Below are 15,105 nucleotides of genomic sequence, written 5' to 3' on the forward strand. Positions count from 1 at the left end.
GGGTTATCCGGAGGTCACAGCGGGGGGACGGCCGCCGGGGCACCGGGTGGGGGTCGCTTTGCATCTCCCCCACCCTTTCACCCGAACGTCCCAGGTCAAGGAACGGCTCGTCACCTTTTGGGGTGCTCACCGGAGCGCGGGGCCAGGCGCCAGCCGGTGCCGTCGCGGGCGACGAACCCGAGGGACTGCAGCTCATGAAGCCTGCCCAAGGCTTCGTCGCGCTCCGTGCCCGCCTCCCGGGCGATCTCTTCCGGCCGGGCCGTACCCCGCCCGGGTACGGCTTCGAGCACGCGTGCGGTGGCGGGCGGGAGCAGATCGCGTGGTACGACGGGGCCGCGGCGGGCCGGGGCGAGGTCGGCGCCGATGCGGCCGACCAGCTCGACGACCTCGGCGGCCTCGGTGACGAGTTCCGCCTCGCCGCGCAGCAGCTCGTGCACCCCGGCGGAGAGCCCGGAGGTGACCGGGCCCGGCACCCCCATCGTCGGGCGGCCCAGGCGCTGCGCCCAGCGGGCGGTGACGAGGGAGCCGCTGCGGCGCTCGGCTTCGACGACGACGGTGCCGCGGGTGAGCGCGGCCATGACGCGGTTGCGCAGGAGGAACCGCGACCGGGTGGGGTGGTCGCCGGGAGCGAGCTCGGCGACGATGAGGCCCTGCTCGGCGACGCGGCCGAGGAGCTCGGTGTGGCCGGGCGGGTAGACCCGGTCGACACCGCAGGCCAGCACGCCGATGGTGGCCCCGGTGGCGGCGAGCGCGCCGCGGTGCGCGGCGGCGTCGATGCCGTAGGCGGCGCCGGAGACGACGGCCCATCCGGCGTGGGCGAGACCATCGGCGAGGGTTCCCGCGACGTGCGCGCCGTATTCGGTGCAGGCGCGGGCGCCGACGACGGCGACGGACTTCAGGGCGCACAGCCGCAGGTCGGGGTGGCCGCGGACCCAGAGGCCCAGGGGGCGGGCGGAGGCGAGGTCGTCGAGCTGCCGGGGCCACTCGGGGTCGCCGGGGCAGACGAACCGCGCCCCGACGGCCCCGGCGGCGGCGAGGTCCTGCCGGGCGTCGGGTCCGCCGAGCCGGCGCCGGTAGCGGGCCAGCCGGGGTTCGGCCTCCGGTGCGGGCGGCGGGGCGTCGCCGGTCACCCAGCGCAGGAGGGTCACGGCCCCGTGCGTTCGCAGCCACCGCCCGGCGACCTCGTCTCCGGGCTCGACCAGCCGCGTCAGCGCCACCCGCGCCAGCCGCTCCGCGTCGTGGTCTCCGGGGACGGCGGCAGGCGCCTGCGCCGCGGCCGCCGGATCCGTCTGCGGCACTCCCACCCGCTCACGCTGCGGCATACTCGGCATTGCGCCGCGCGGCTTCCACGCGGGCTTCCGGGTCGTGGTCATCCCACGGGCTCCCTCGTCGCCGGGGTACGGGCGCCCCGGGGGATCCCGGTGCGGAGCTCCAGGGCCGCCGCCACGTCCTCCGGCCCCGGGCGCTCGTGTCCCGCGAGGTCGGCGACGGTCCAGGCGACGCGGAGGACGCGGTCGAGGCCGCGGGCGGTGAGCAGGCCGCGTTCCAGGTCGCGTTCTGCCGGGGCGAGGACGCCGGGTGCGGGGTGCCAGCGGCGGCGCAGCTCGTGGCCGGGGACTTCTCCGTTGGTGCGCCAGGCGGTGCCGGCGTAGCGTGCCGCGGCGCGCTCGCGTGCGGCGCGCACCCGGGCGGCGGCGTCGGCGGTGGGCTCGGCGCGTTCCCCGGCGGCGGACAGCTCGGCGCGGCTGACGGCGTCCACGGCGACCCGGAGGTCGACGCGGTCGAGGAGCGGGCCGGTGAGCCGGCCCTGGTAGCGCCGGATGGCCATGGGGGAGCATTCGCAGCCGCCTTCCTGGCGGGCGAAGCGGCCGCAGGGGCAGGGGTTGGCGGCGAGGACCATGAGGAAGCGGGCGGGGAACTGGACGACGCCCGCCGACCTGGCGACCACGACGTGCCCGGACTCCAGCGGCTGCCTGAGGGCGTCGAGGATCCGGCCGCTGAATTCGGGCGCTTCGTCCAGAAAGAGCACTCCTCGGTGGGCCAGGGAGACGGCTCCGGGCTTGGGCAGGGCGTTGCCGCCGCCGATGAGGGCGGGCAGGGTCGCGGAGTGGTGCGGGGCGGCGTAGGGGGCTTCGCCGACGAGGCACTGGCCCGCGGGCAGGGTGCCGGCCACCGAGTGGATGGCGGTCACTTCGAGCGCCTCGGTCTCGGTCAGGGGCGGCAGCAGCCCGGGGAGCCGTTCGGCGAGCATCGTCTTGCCGGCTCCCGGCGGGCCTTTCAGGTAGAGATGGTGGCCGCCGGCGGCGGCGACTTCGAGGGCGAAGCGGGCGCGGTGCTGGCCGGCGACGTCGGCGAGGTCGGGCCGGTACGCGCCGGGGCCGAGGGCCGACGGGGTGCACCAGCCGGCTCCGGGCACGGCGAGGCGGGCCGACGGGACGGCCGGTGCCGTGTCGGGGTCGGCGGGTTCGTCGGGGGGCGGCTCGTCGTTGAGGATGGCGATGAGCTGGCGCAGGCTGCGCACGCCGAGGACGGAGACGTCGGGCACGAGGGTGGCCTCGCCCGCGGCGGCTTCCGGCACGACCACCTGGCGGCAGCCGGCGTCGGCCGCGGCGAGCACGGCGGGCAGCACGCCGGGAACGGGCCGGACGCGGCCGTCGAGGCTCAGCTCGCCGACCATGACGAGCCCGGCGAGTGCGTCCGGCGCGATGCGGCCGGCGGCGCCGAGTGTGGCGCAGGCGATGCCGAGGTCGAATCCGCTGCCGGACTTGGGTACGGCGGCGGGGCTGAGGCCGACGGTGAGCTTTTTCTGCGGCCAGTCGACGCCGGAGTTGACGACGGCGGCGCGCACGCGGTCGCGGCTTTCCGTCAGGCTCTTGTCGGGGAGCCCGACCAGCGTGAACGTGGCGACGCCGGGCTCCAGGTCGGCCTGGATCTCGACGACGACGCCTTCCACGCCGACGAGGGCGACCGAGCAGGTGCGGGCGAAGGCCATCAGGCGGCCCCCCGGACGTGCTCGACGACGGGGGCGCCGCGCTCCGGCAGCACCACGCCGACGACGTCGATCCGCACGCCGCCGGGCGGGGCGCCGCCGTGCCGCAGGGCCCAGGCCTCGGCGAGCCGCCGCAGCCGGTCGGCCTTGGCCGGCGGGACGCCGGCCATCGGGTGCTCCCAGCCGCCTTCCCGTCTGGTCTTGACCTCGCAGACGACGAGGGCCTCCCCGTCGAGCGCGACGATGTCGATCTCGCCGTCGCTGCATCTCCAGTTCCGCGCCAGGACGGTCATTCCCGCCTCGGCGAGCCGCCGCTCCGCGACCCGTTCCCCGTACTGTCCGAGCGCCTGCCGTTGCTTCGGCATCCGGCACCACCTCCCGCGTCCGACTCTGCCGGGTCGCGGGAACAGTTGTGGATCATGGTGCGGAACCGGTGGATAACCGACGGGTTGTGGACAACTCCTTCGCCCGTGAGGGTGACGGCCGGGAGCGGACTCAGCCGAGGTCGTCGGAGGGCATCTCCAGGTCGGACTTGCTCAGCTCCTCGATGTTCACATCCTTGAACGTGAGCACCCGTACCTGCTTGACGAAGCGGGCCGGCCGGTACATGTCCCAGACCCAGGCGTCCGCCATGGACACCTCGAAGAACACCTCGCCCTGGACCGAGTGGACCTGCATCTCGTAGTCGTTGGTGAGGTAGAAACGCCGCTCGGTCTCGATCACGTATTTGAACAAGCCGACGACGTCGCGGTACTCCCGGTAGAGCTTCAGCTCCATCTCGGTCTCGTACTTCTCGAGGTCCTCGGCGCTCATGGCACGTTCCCCTTCCGCCTGTGCGTGACCCCATTGTGCGTCGCCCGGGCGCGACGGGCCCGGGCATAGCCGGAAACCGGCCCGTAGGCAGCGCCGCCCAGGATCAGCGCAGCCCCCGCGACGACCGCGACCAGCAGCGTCCGCAGCGGTCCTGCCTCGGAGATCCCGCCGGGAAGCTCCGCGAAGCCGTCCGGGCGGTCCAGCATGCCCGCGCTGCCGAACGGCCACGCCGTCGCGTCGACCCGGCCCTTGACGGCGTCGCGGGGTATGGCGCCGCCGCCCGATTCGGCCAGGTGGTTGCGGGAGTCGACGGAGTCGCCGCGGTGGTCGCCGAGCAGGAAGATCATCCCCTCCGGCACGGTGGTCGCCGGAAAGCCCTCCTGCGCCGCCCGCTCACTGTCCGTGACGTACGGCTCCGCCACCGGCTTGCCGCCGATCGTCAGCCGCCCCTGCTCGTCGCAGCAGCGGACCGTGTCCCCGCCGACCGCGACGACCCGCTTGATCATCGGCAGGTCGCCCCACGCCGCGTCCTCGAAGACCACGACGTCGCCGCGGCGCACCTCGTCGCCCGAGATCCGCTCGGCGAGCACCCGGTCGCCCGAGGCGACGGTGGGCGCCATGGAGGGCGTCGGGACGGTGTACGGCACGTACGCCACGGCGCCCCAGGCGAAGCCGCCGAGGAACAGCACGCACCCGACCGCCACGGCCAGGCCCGACAGCACGTTCCCCTTGCGACCTGCTCGGCTGCTCATGGGCGCACACTACCCAGCGGCCCGCCGGGCAGTCAGCCCGCCCGCTCAACCACCGCGGCCGGCGACGCCCGCTCCCGCCGCGATCCGCACTCCGGCGCGTGAATGCACAGGTCAGGCAGTTCGCGTACGCCACGGAAGCCACCGCGCCCCGGCGAGCACGTCACCCGGACGGCCCCACGCCCCCCGGCACCCCCGCACCCGGCACCGGCGGACCCCACCGCCCGAGCCCACCGGCCGGCCCTCGCGGCCAGCGCCCCGCCCGCCGCGGTCGTGCAGGTCACCTCAGTCGTTCAGGTCCGCCCCGCGGATCAGCCGGCGCCGCCGCCAGAGCACCAGCGGCACCGCCCCCATCAGCCCCAGCGCCGCCGGCGCCGCCCCCGCGGCGGCGTTCAGCCCCGGCTGGTCGAAGGTGCCCGGCACCGGGAGCGTGCCCCAGCGGTCGATCGGCCAGGCCCGCGCGATGGCCCGCCCGACGACCAGGTCCTCGTCGACGAAGCCCTTGTCCGGCGACTTCTCGTGGTAGCGCGAGTCGAGCGAGTCCTGCCGGTGGTCGCCCATCACCCACAGCTTGCCCTCGGGCACCTTCACCGGCCCGAAGTCGTTGTCCTCGCAGGGCGTGTCACCGGGGAAGATGTACGAAGTCTCGTCCAGCGCCTTGCCGTTGACCTTCACCGGGCCGACGCCCTTGCACTCCACGGTGTCGCCGCCGACCGCGATGACGCGCTTGATGAGGTCCTGCTCCTCCGCCGAGGGCATGAGGCCGATGAAGCTCAGCCCCTTCTGGATGCCTTCGAGTACGGGCCCGGAGTCCGACGGCGGCGCCTCGTTCAGCCAGCCGCCCGGGTCGTGGAAGACGACGACCTCGCCGCGCTCCGGCTCGGCGCCGAACCACGGCGTGAGCTTGTCCACCAGCACGCGGTCGCCGACCTGCAGGGTGTTCTGCATGGAGTTGGAGGGGATGGAGAACGCCTGGACCAGGAAGGTCTTGATGATCAGCGCCAGCACCAGCGCGACCAGGATGAGGATCGGCAGCTCCTTCCAGAAGGAACGCTGCTTCTTCCCGCCCGCCCTGCTCTTCCCACCGGCGCCCGCCCCGCCGGACCCGTCCGCGTCCCCGCTGCCGCCGCTGTCCCCGCCGCCGTCGCTCATCGCTCCCGCTTCCGTCGCCGCAGGACCGCCGGGAGCACCGGACGCGGCATCCTGCGGGACGCCGCCCTTGGCGAGCGTGGGTCGGCGGTCGTCGTCCGGGGGGGTGTCCGCCGGGCCGGCCGCCTGCTCCGGAGGGCTGCCAGGAGGGCCGTCAGCCGGCTGCTGCCCCTGACCGGGCCGGTCCTCGGGACCCTCGTGACCGGACCGGGCACTGACTGCCACGTCCCCCACATCCACTCCTCACCTTGCCGCCGCCCGCCCCTGGTCAGGTGCAGGCCCACCACTCCCATAACGAGCGAGAGTTCCGCAGGAGTCGGGAGGGGCTCCATTCGGCCCACTTCTTTCGAGGACACCTTATTCGCCCGCGCGTCCGACTCCGGCACCGAGGCATACGTGTCCGGTGCGTCGAATTTGTCCCAGTGACCGAGCGGCCAGGCGATGGCCATCGCCCGGCCGACGACGTCGTCCTCCGCGATCGTGCCGTGGTACGGACCGTCCAGGTGGTAGCGCGAGTCGGCGGAGTTCGAGCGGTGGTCGCCCATGACGAAGATCCGGCCCTCCGGCACCTTCACGTCGAAGGTCCGCTGCGACGGCTTGTCGCCGGGGTGCAGGTACGGCTCCACCAGCGCGCTGCCGTTGACCGTGACCCGCCCGGAGTCGTCGCAGCAGGCCACCCGGTCGCCGCCGACCGCCACGACCCGCTTGATGAGGTCCTGCTCGTGCTCCGAGGGCAGCAGTCCGATGAACGTCAGCACGTCCTTGGCCTGCGCGATGCCCACCGGGTCGTCGAGCCGGTCCTCCTCCCGGTTGCTGAGCCAGCCGCCGGGGTCCTTGAAGACGACGATGTCGCCGCGCTCCGGCTTCGCGCCGAACCAGGGCGTGAGTTTGTCCACGACGACCCGGTCGCCGATGCGGATGGTCTGCTCCATGGATCCGGAGGGGATGACGAACGCCTGCAGCAGGAAGGTCTTGACGCCCAGCGCGATCAGCATGGCCGCGCCGATGATGAGCGGAATCTCCTTTATCCGCGAGCGGGTTCTGCGCCGCCGCGCCCGCTTGGCCGCCTTGCGGCGCTCCGCGCGCCCCCCGGTGCGCGGCGCCGGCTCGCCGCCCGGCCCGCGTGCGTCTGCGGGGCCCCGGCCGCCGCCCGGCTCGTACGGATCGTCGCCCGGGCCGCGGTGCGGGTACAGGCCGTCGCCGCCCCCGCCTCCCGGTCCGTACGGGTCCTCGCCGCCCCCGCCACCCGGCCGGTACGGGCGATCGCCGCCCCCGCCTCCCGGTCCGTACGGGCCGTCACCGCGCCCGCCGCCCGGCCGGTACTGGCCGCCTCCCGGCCGGTACTGGCCGCCGCCCGGTCCGTACGGGTCCCGGCCGCCGTACCCGCCGCCGGGGCCCTGCCCCCCGCCGCCCCCGTGTCCGTAGGGATCCCCGCCCCCGTAGCCGCCACCGGTGCCCTGCCCGCCGCCGCCCTCGTACGGGCCACGGCGACCCCGCCCACCGCCCGCGCCGCGCCGGTCCTCCCGGCCGCCGCCGCCCGCGTGACGCGCGTGGCTACCCCCCATACGCCGGCCGCCCCAGCGAGCCGATGCGGTCCGGCGGCCACCCCCGCCAGTCCGCCCTGCCGATCACCTTGTCCACCGCGATCGTGCCGCCGCCCGGCGACCCCAGGTGGTCGCGGGAGTCGCGGGAGTCGCTGCGGTGGTCGCCCATCACCCACAGCCGGCCCGGCGGCACGGCGACGTCGAACTCGACCAGCGACGGGGCATCGCCCGGATACAGGTACTCCCGCTCGTCGAGCGGCTCTCCGTTCACCGTCACTCTCCCCCGTTCGTCGCAGCAGACCACCCGGTCACCGCCGACACCGATGACGCGCTTGACGTAGTCGGTGCCGTCGGGCTCCGCAAGTCCGGTGGCCGCGCCGGCCTTGCGCAGCAGGCCCGGCACCGGTCCCCCGCCGTGGTCGGCGGCGGCGAAGGTTCCGGAGCCGTCGAAGACGACAACGTCCCCGCGCTTCGGTTCGTCCCCGAACGCGTAAGCGAGCTTGTTGACCAATACCCGGTCGCCGGGCTGGAGAACCGGCTCCATGGAACTGCTCGGCACCAGGAACGGCTGGACGACGAAGGCGCTGACGAGGAGCCCGACGACGGCGCAGCAGACCGCGACCGCAAGGGCCCAGCGCAGCAGACGAACAAAAGAGGAGCGCGATGCCTCCTCCCGCCCGGACTCCGGGGAGGAGGAGTCGTCGCGCTCCTCGGGCCGCAGCTCAGTGTCCATCGCAGCGAAGCCTAATATGGCGGTTCGCCCGCGTGGACCGGCCGCGTCAGCTCTCGCGCTTCTCCTTGATCTTCGCGGCCTTGCCGCGGAGGTCGCGCAGGTAGTACAGCTTGGCGCGGCGGACCTGGCCGCGGGTCACGAGCTCGATCTTCTCGACGACCGGGGTGTGCACGGGGAAGGTGCGCTCGACGCCGACGCCGAAGCTGACCTTGCGGACCGTGAAGGACTCGCGGACCCCGGAACCCTGCCGGCGGATGACGACACCCTTGAACTGCTGGACACGGGAGCGGTTGCCCTCGATGACGCGCACGTGCACGTTGACCGTGTCGCCGGGGCGGAAGGGCGGGACGTCATCGCGCAGAGAGGCTGCGTCGACGCTTTCGAGAAGGTTCATGACCGTCTGCTTTCTTCGCCGATGCCACAGGTCATCGACAAGAGTCCGAAGTGGGACAGAGGGTGCTCCAGCGTCGTACGGGCGTCGTGTCCCCCTGTGGCAGGGGCGCCGCGTCGGACGGCAGGCAGCAGCCGCCTATTCTTCCACGTCGGTGCCCGTACGCCAAAATCGTCCGTCGGGCCCCTCGGTCCAGCCGAGTTCGGCGAGCAGCGCCCTGTCGTGCTTGTCGTACGCGCCGGGCCCGGCCCGTTCGATCAGGTCGGGGCGGACCTCGGCGGTGCGGCGCAGGGCCTGGTCGCGGCGCCAGCGGGCGATGCGGCCGTGGTCGCCGCTGAGCAGGATGTCGGGTACGGCCCGGCCGCGCCAGTCGGGGGGCTTGGTGTAGACGGGGCCTTCGAGGAGGTCGGCCATGGCGCCGGGGGCGAAGGAGTCGTCCCGGTGGGAGGCGGCGTTGCCGAGGACGCCGGGCAGCAGGCGGACGACGGCTTCGGCGATGACGAGGACCGGGGCCTCGCCGCCGGCGAGGACGTAGTCGCCGATGGACACCTCGTGCAGGCGGTAACGGCCGGCGTACTCCTCGACGAGGCGGCGGTCGATGCCCTCGTACCGGGCGGGGGCGAAGACCAGCCAGGGCTCGGCGGCCAGCTCCACGGCCAGCTCCTGGGTGAAGGGCCGGCCGCTGGGGGTGGGGACGACGAGCACGGGGTCCCCGGGCCCGGAGCCGGCGACGGCGTCCAGGGCCGCGCCCCACGGCTCGGGCTTCATGACCATGCCGGGGCCGCCGCCGTACGGGGTGTCGTCCACGGTGTTGTGCCGGTCGAACGCCCACTGCCGCAGGTCGTGGACGCGGACGTCGAGCACGCCGCGCTCGATGGCCTTGCCGAGGAGCGAGAGCCGCAGCGGCTCCAGGTACGCGGGGAAGATCGAGACGACGTCGATCCTCACGCGGGGCCCTCTCCCCCGCGCCCGCCGTCCCGGGAACCGCCGGCCGCCACGTCCAGCAGCCCCGGCGGCGGCTCGACGACGAGGCGCTGCGCGTCGAGGTCGATCTCGGGCACGATCTCGCTGACGAACGGGATCAGCGCCTCGCCGCCGTCCGGGCGGGCGACGACCAGCAGGTCCTGGTACGGCAGGTGCGCCACCTCCGCGACGCGGCCCACGGGCGTGCCGTCGCGCAGGACCACGTCGAGGTCGGCGAGCTGGTGGTCGTAGAACTCCTCGGGGTCCTCCGGGGTCGCCTCGGGGTCCACGTCGGCGACGAGGAGGGTGTTGCGCAGGGCCTCGGCGGCGGTGCGGTCGGTGACGCCCTCGAAGCGCAGCAGCAGCCGGCCGCTGTGCACCCGCCCGGTGGCGATGGTCAGCGGGCCGGCGGCGGCCGGTTCCGTGGTCAGGACGGCACCTGGGGCGAGCCGGCGCTCGGGCTCGTCGGTACGCACCTCGACGGTGACCTCGCCCTTGATCCCGTGGGCGCGGCCGATCCGCGCGACTACGAGTTGCACGGCTGCCTTCCTCTTCGTACGTCGTCCGCCGTCACCCGGTGCCCGCCGGGCCGCCGCGGGCGTACGGGCCGGCCCGCCGTCCGCGTACGGCGACGGGCCGGGGCGCCTGCCGGCCTCCCCGGCCCGTGCCGGTGACGAATGCTCCGTCCGTCCGCGCGACGGCGGTTCAGCGGACCTGGTCCACGTCGACGAGGTCGACGCGGATGCCCCGGCCGCCGAGCGCGCCGACGACGGTGCGCAGGGAGCGGGCCGTGCGGCCGTTGCGGCCGATGACCTTGCCGAGGTCCTCGGGGTGCACCCGGACCTCCAGCACGCGCCCGCGGCGCAGGTTGCGCGAACTGACCTCGACCTCGCCGGGGTTGTCGACGATGCCCTTCACCAGGTGCTCAAGGGCTTCTTCGAGCATCGTCAGGCCTCGGCGGACTCGGCGTCGGCCTTCTTCTCGGCCTTGTCAGCCTTGTCAGCCTTCTCAGCCTTGTCGGCCTTGTCGCTCTTCTCGGCCTTCTCGGCCTTCTCGGCCTTCTCGGCCTTCTTCGCCTTGGGGGTCACCGCGTCGCCCTTGGGCTCGTCGGCGGCGTCCTTGGCGGCGGCCTCGAAGAGGGCCCGCTTGTCGGCCTTCGGCTCGGGGACCTTCATCGGCTCGGGCGCCGGCAGCCCCTTGAACTTCTGCCAGTCGCCGGTGACCTTGAGGATGGCGAGCACGGGCTCGGTCGGCTGCGCGCCGACACCCAGCCAGTACTGCGCCCGCTCGGAGTCGACCTCGATGCGCGAGGGGTTCTGGACCGGGTGGTACAGCCCGATCTCCTCGATGGCCCGGCCGTCCCTGCGGGTGCGCGAGTCGGCGACGACGATGCGGTAGTGCGGCGACCGGATCTTGCCCAGGCGCTTCAGCTTGATCTTGACTGCCACGGGAGTGGTGTCTCCTGGAGTTGACGTGATTGGGCCCACCGAGGTGCTGCGTGGGGTTGCAGTGCCCTGGCGCCCGATGGACGCGCCAGCCGGAGGAGAGAGGGGTCCTGTGCGGCTGTCGAGTTCAGCTCACCATTGTGCCACACGGTCCCGACGCCCCCGGCGCCCCCGTCCGGGCGGGCGCACGCCTCGTACCGCCCGCCGGTGGCCCGCGAGGGCGCGCCGGTCGGGCGGCTGCGCGACGTACCCGTAGGGGGCGGCCCACGCCGCTTCAGGCGCCGCCTCCGCGATCCGGGCGGCGGTCCGGCGGTCGGCCGGATCGCGAACGGGATCGGGGAGGTCGGAGGGTCGGGAGTCCGGCGGCGGTGGTCAGGCCGCGGCGGCGGGCTCCGGAATGCGGAACGGCTTGCCGCAGCCGCCGCAGACGATCGGGGCCTGGGCCAGGACCGACGGCACGACGCGGACGTTCCGCCCGCAGTCGCACACGGCCTTCACCCGCACGCCGCCCCCCGACGACCCGTGCCGGGCCGCGGGACCGCGGAAGCTGCGAGGGCTGTCGGCGGCGGTGGCCGCGTCATGAGCCCGCAGCGCCTTGCGCAGGCGCTCGCCGGCCGAGCGATAGCGCTTCTTGGCGGCCGGGGTGAGGGTGACCAGGGAGAACCCGCTGCTGGGGTGCGGCTCGTCGGGGTGGTCGAGGCCCAGCTCCTCGGCGATGGAGAGGAAACGTCTGTTGTGGTAGCGGCCGGCCCGGGAGGTGTCCCTGACTCCACGGGCGGCGGCAATGCCGTGTACGGCTTCGTGCAGGAGTCGCTCGAAGGACAGCTCCGCCCCGCAGGCGGAGGAGGACTCCCCGATCAGTGATTCGGGCGCGGCGAGGTCCGGCAACTCCGGGTGGTGCCGCTGAATCTCGGCCCACGCGGCTGCCAGCTCCGCGGCAAGTACAAGTGGTGTCGTGCTCACGTCGGGACTAACGAGCGGGGTGCCTTGGGTGTTCCGATTCCCGGCATCCCAAATAATTTGCATCTACCCGTCAGTTCGCGATGATGCGGTTGGGACGGGGCGCCTGTGCTGATCTGTGGAGGTCTGCCGCTTAAATGATCAGGTCACAACAAAGCCGTACGTAACCGCTTGTGCACCGTCATGCACCGTTCGTGCCGTGCCTCACGGCCCCTCCGGCGATCAGTACGCCCGGGCGACGACGGCGAGCGTACCGGGCTCGTCGTCCGCGCCCGGCACCGACCCGTCCGCCGCGACCAGACAGCGCACCGACACGGCCTGTTCCGCCAGCTTCGCCTCGCCCACGGGGCCGAGGTCCGCCCACGGAATACGGGCCCAGCCGCCGGCCACCGCCGCCTCGGCCGCCTCCGCGACCGTACGTACGTCCGCCGTCCGCTCCTCACGCATTCGACGTGACTCGCCCAGCAACCGTTCCTGATCGTCTTCGAGAATCTTCGGCAGCGCGGCGGCCCGCTCGTCGAGCAGCGCGTCGAGCGCCACCGGCTCCTTGGTGCCGGGCACGCGCCGGACGAGCGTGGCGGTGCCGGCGGCCAGGTCGCGCGGGCCGATCTCGATCCGTACGGGCACGCCCTTGAGCTCCCAGTCCACGGCCCGCCGCCCGAAGGGGACGTCGACGCGGTCGTCGACCCGGACCCGTAGCCCGGCGGCGGCCAGCCGGTCGCCCGCCTCGCGCACCGCGGCGAGCACGGCCTCGTCGCCCTTCACGGCGACCACCACGGCCTGTACGGACGCGAGCCGGGGCGGGACGCGCAGTCCGTCGTCGTCGCCGTGCACCATGATCATGCCGCCGACCATGCGGGTCGTGGAGCCCCAGGAGGTCTGCCACACGTGCTCGCGGGTGCCGTCCGCGGTCAGGTACCGGGTGCCGAACGCCTTCGCGAAGTTCTGGCCCAGCTCGTGACTGGTGCCCATCTGCAGCGCTTTGCCATCGCGCATCATCGCTTCGAGCGTGAGGGTGTTGAGGGCGCCGGCGAACCGCTCGGCGGCGGTCTTGCGGCCCGGGAGCACGTCGACCGCCAGCACGTTCACCATGAAGTCGGCGTACACCTCGCGCTGGATGCGGGCCGCGTAGTCCCGCGCGTCCTCGTACGTGGCGTGGGCGGTGTGCCCCTCCTGCCACAGGAACTCCGTCGTCCGCAGGAACATCCGCGGCCGCAGCTCCCAGCGCACCACGTTGGCCCACTGGTTGATCAGCAGCGGCAGGTCGCGGTAGCTCTGCACCCACTTGGCGAAGTAGTCGTTGACGATGGTCTCCGAGGTGGGCCGGACCACGACCGGCTCCTCCAGCTCCTTGCCGCCGCCGTGGGTCACGACGGCCAGCTCGGGCGCGAAGCCCTCGACGTGGTCGGCCTCCCGGGCCAGGTAGGACTGCGGGATGAAGAGCGGGAAGTACGCGTTCTCGGCTCCGGCCGCCTTGATCCGGTCGTCCATCTCCCGCTGCGTGCGCTCCCACAGCCCGTACCCGTACGGTCGGATGACCATCGTGCCGCGCACCGGGCCGTTGTCGGCCAGCTCGGCCTTGGTGATGACGTCCTGGTACCAGCGCGGGAAGTCGTCCGCCTGGGGAGTGAGCACGGGTGCCTTTGCCATGGCGGAGATCGTAGGGGCCGGGTGCGGGCGGCCGGTACTCGTTTACGAGGACGCCGGCGGCCCGCCGGCCGCCGCCGTCACAGCAGCTTCTTGAACTCCTCCGGCAGCTCGAAGTCCTGCGGGGACTGCTCCGCGCCGCCGCCGAACGGGCTGCCGGCGGCGGCCCGGCGCTCGGCCGCGGCCTGCTCGTCGGCCTTCCGCTTCATCGGATTGCCGCTGCGCTGGCGCCCCTTGGCCTTCTTCTGCTGCTTGCCCTTGCGCTTGCCGCCGCCCGCGCCCGGCATCCCGGGCACGCCCGGCATCCCCGGCATGCCGCCGCCCTGGGCCATCTTCGACATCATCTTGCGCGCCTCGAAGAACCGCTCCACCAGGTTCTTCACCGCGCTGACCTCGACGCCCGAGCCGCGCGCGATACGCGCCCGGCGGGACCCGTTGATGATCATCGGGTCGTGGCGCTCCCCCGGCGTCATCGACTTGATGATCGCCGCGGTACGGTCCACGTCCCGCTCGTCGAGGTTGTTGATCTGCTCCTTCATCTGGCCCATGCCGGGCATCATGCCGAGCAGCTTGGAGATGGAGCCCATCTTGCGGACCTGCTCCATCTGCGCCAGGAAGTCGTCGAGCGTGAACTCCTTCGGGCCCTTCGCCAGCTTGGCGGCCATCTTCTCGGCCTCTTGCTGGCTGAAGGTCTGCTCCGCCTTCTCGATCAGCGACAACATGTCGCCCATGCCGAGGATGCGGGACGCCATGCGGTCCGGGTGGAACGCGTCGAAGTCGTCCAGCTTCTCGCCGTTGGAGGCGAACATGATCTGCTTGCCGGTGACCTGCGCGATCGACAGCGCGGCACCGCCGCGGGCGTCGCCGTCGAGCTTGGAGAGCACGACGCCGTCGAAGCCGACGCCGTCGCGGAACGCCTCCGCGGTGCTGACGGCGTCCTGACCGATCATCGCGTCGACCACGAAGAGGATCTCGTCCGGGCCGACCGCGTCCCGGATGTCGGCGGCCTGCTGCATCATCTCGGCGTCGACGCCGAGGCGGCCCGCGGTGTCGACGATCACCACGTCGTGCTGCTTGTCGCGGGCGTGCGCGATCGAGTCCTTCGCGACCCGGACCGGGTCGCCGACGCCGTTGCCCGGCTCGGGGGCGAAGACGGCGACGGACGCGCGCTCGCCGACGACCTGCAACTGGTTGACGGCGTTGGGGCGCTGGAGGTCGGCGGCGACGAGCATGGGCGTGTGCCCCTGCCCCGCCAGCCACTTGCCGAGCTTGCCCGCGAGGGTCGTCTTGCCCGCGCCCTGGAGGCCCGCGAGCATGATCACGGTCGGCGGGGTCTTGGCGAACCGGAGCCGGCGGGTCTCGCCGCCGAGGATGCCGACCAGCTCCTCGTTGACGATCTTGATGACCTGCTGGGCGGGGTTGAGCGCCTGGGAGACCTCCGCGCCGAGCGCGCGCTCCTTGACCTGCTTGATGAAGCCCCGTACGACGGGCAGCGCGACATCCGCCTCCAGCAGGGCGACGCGGATCTCCCGCGCGGTGGCGTCGATGTCCGCCTCGGACAGCCGGCCTTTCCCGCGGAGGGTCTTGAAGGTCGCTGCTAGGCGGTCGGAGAGCGTATCGAACACGGCGTTCGCGATTCCTTGGCTTGGGTGGTGAGGCGGTGTCGGCTCTCCAGGGTATCCGCCCGGCGGCGCGTGCGGACCGGCGGTTCGCGGCGGACCG

Annotated in this window: 15 protein-coding genes and 1 pseudogene; all 16 read right to left on the bottom strand. The window is 73.4% G+C overall.

Annotation, left to right across the window (positions count from 1 at the left end):
- Nucleotides 1–110: 110 nt before the first annotated feature.
- A complete protein-coding gene (gene dprA / locus O7599_RS09695) occupies nucleotides 111–1,373 on the bottom strand; it encodes a DNA-processing protein DprA (RefSeq protein ID WP_281621732.1) in 1,263 nt (420 codons plus the stop codon).
- On the bottom strand, nucleotides 1,370–2,992 hold the full coding sequence (locus O7599_RS09700) for a YifB family Mg chelatase-like AAA ATPase (protein WP_281621733.1): 1,623 nt from the start codon (nucleotides 2,990–2,992) through the stop codon (nucleotides 1,370–1,372). Before O7599_RS09700 ends, dprA begins: the two co-directional genes overlap by 4 nt.
- Nucleotides 2,992–3,354, bottom strand: a complete 363-nt coding sequence (locus O7599_RS09705; protein WP_281621734.1) for a YraN family protein — start codon at nucleotides 3,352–3,354, stop codon at nucleotides 2,992–2,994. The genes O7599_RS09700 and O7599_RS09705 overlap by 1 nt, the downstream gene beginning before the upstream one ends.
- 130 nt (nucleotides 3,355–3,484) lie before the next feature.
- A complete protein-coding gene (locus tag O7599_RS09710) occupies nucleotides 3,485–3,802 on the bottom strand; it encodes a DUF2469 domain-containing protein (RefSeq protein WP_101421213.1) in 318 nt (105 codons plus the stop codon).
- Complete coding sequence (gene lepB / locus O7599_RS09715) at nucleotides 3,799–4,554, bottom strand: signal peptidase I (protein ID WP_281621735.1); 756 nt, start codon at nucleotides 4,552–4,554, stop codon at nucleotides 3,799–3,801. Before lepB (O7599_RS09715) ends, O7599_RS09710 begins: the two co-directional genes overlap by 4 nt.
- Nucleotides 4,555–4,836: 282 nt before the next feature.
- Complete coding sequence (lepB, locus tag O7599_RS09720; RefSeq protein WP_281621736.1) at nucleotides 4,837–5,934, bottom strand: signal peptidase I; 1,098 nt, start codon at nucleotides 5,932–5,934, stop codon at nucleotides 4,837–4,839.
- Nucleotides 5,855–6,893, bottom strand: a pseudogene (lepB, locus tag O7599_RS09725) (signal peptidase I). The gene lepB (O7599_RS09720) and the pseudogene lepB (O7599_RS09725) overlap by 80 nt, the downstream one beginning before the upstream one ends.
- Nucleotides 6,894–7,254: 361 nt before the next feature.
- Complete coding sequence (lepB, locus tag O7599_RS09730; RefSeq protein WP_281621737.1) at nucleotides 7,255–7,977, bottom strand: signal peptidase I; 723 nt, start codon at nucleotides 7,975–7,977, stop codon at nucleotides 7,255–7,257.
- 46 nt (nucleotides 7,978–8,023) lie between these two features.
- Nucleotides 8,024–8,371 (bottom strand): 50S ribosomal protein L19, encoded by a 348-nt coding sequence (rplS, locus tag O7599_RS09735; protein ID WP_281621738.1) that lies wholly within the window; start codon nucleotides 8,369–8,371, stop codon nucleotides 8,024–8,026.
- A 135-nt stretch (nucleotides 8,372–8,506) separates the two neighbouring features.
- A complete protein-coding gene (gene trmD / locus O7599_RS09740; RefSeq protein WP_281621739.1) occupies nucleotides 8,507–9,316 on the bottom strand; it encodes a tRNA (guanosine(37)-N1)-methyltransferase TrmD in 810 nt (269 codons plus the stop codon).
- The gene (gene rimM, locus O7599_RS09745; RefSeq protein ID WP_281621740.1) at nucleotides 9,313–9,870 is read right to left on the bottom strand and encodes a ribosome maturation factor RimM; all 558 of its coding nucleotides are present in this window, start codon (nucleotides 9,868–9,870) and stop codon (nucleotides 9,313–9,315) included. The genes trmD and rimM overlap by 4 nt, the downstream gene beginning before the upstream one ends.
- A 166-nt stretch (nucleotides 9,871–10,036) precedes the next feature.
- On the bottom strand, nucleotides 10,037–10,276 hold the full coding sequence (locus O7599_RS09750) for an RNA-binding protein (RefSeq protein WP_281621741.1): 240 nt from the start codon (nucleotides 10,274–10,276) through the stop codon (nucleotides 10,037–10,039).
- A 2-nt stretch (nucleotides 10,277–10,278) separates the two neighbouring features.
- A complete protein-coding gene (gene rpsP / locus O7599_RS09755; RefSeq protein ID WP_281621742.1) occupies nucleotides 10,279–10,779 on the bottom strand; it encodes a 30S ribosomal protein S16 in 501 nt (166 codons plus the stop codon).
- Between the two features lie 369 nt (nucleotides 10,780–11,148).
- Nucleotides 11,149–11,739, bottom strand: a complete 591-nt coding sequence (locus O7599_RS09760; RefSeq protein ID WP_281621743.1) for a hypothetical protein — start codon at nucleotides 11,737–11,739, stop codon at nucleotides 11,149–11,151.
- Between the two features lie 219 nt (nucleotides 11,740–11,958).
- Nucleotides 11,959–13,386: a proline--tRNA ligase gene (gene proS, locus O7599_RS09765; protein ID WP_281621744.1), complete on the bottom strand. Its 1,428-nt coding sequence runs from the start codon at nucleotides 13,384–13,386 to the stop codon at nucleotides 11,959–11,961.
- A gap of 77 nt (nucleotides 13,387–13,463) precedes the next feature.
- Nucleotides 13,464–15,008: a signal recognition particle protein gene (gene ffh / locus O7599_RS09770; RefSeq protein ID WP_281621745.1), complete on the bottom strand. Its 1,545-nt coding sequence runs from the start codon at nucleotides 15,006–15,008 to the stop codon at nucleotides 13,464–13,466.
- Nucleotides 15,009–15,105 lie beyond the last annotated feature (97 nt).

Origin of the sequence: Streptomyces sp. WMMC500 (assembly GCF_027497195.1) — a bacterium.
GTDB lineage: Bacteria > Actinomycetota > Actinomycetes > Streptomycetales > Streptomycetaceae > Streptomyces.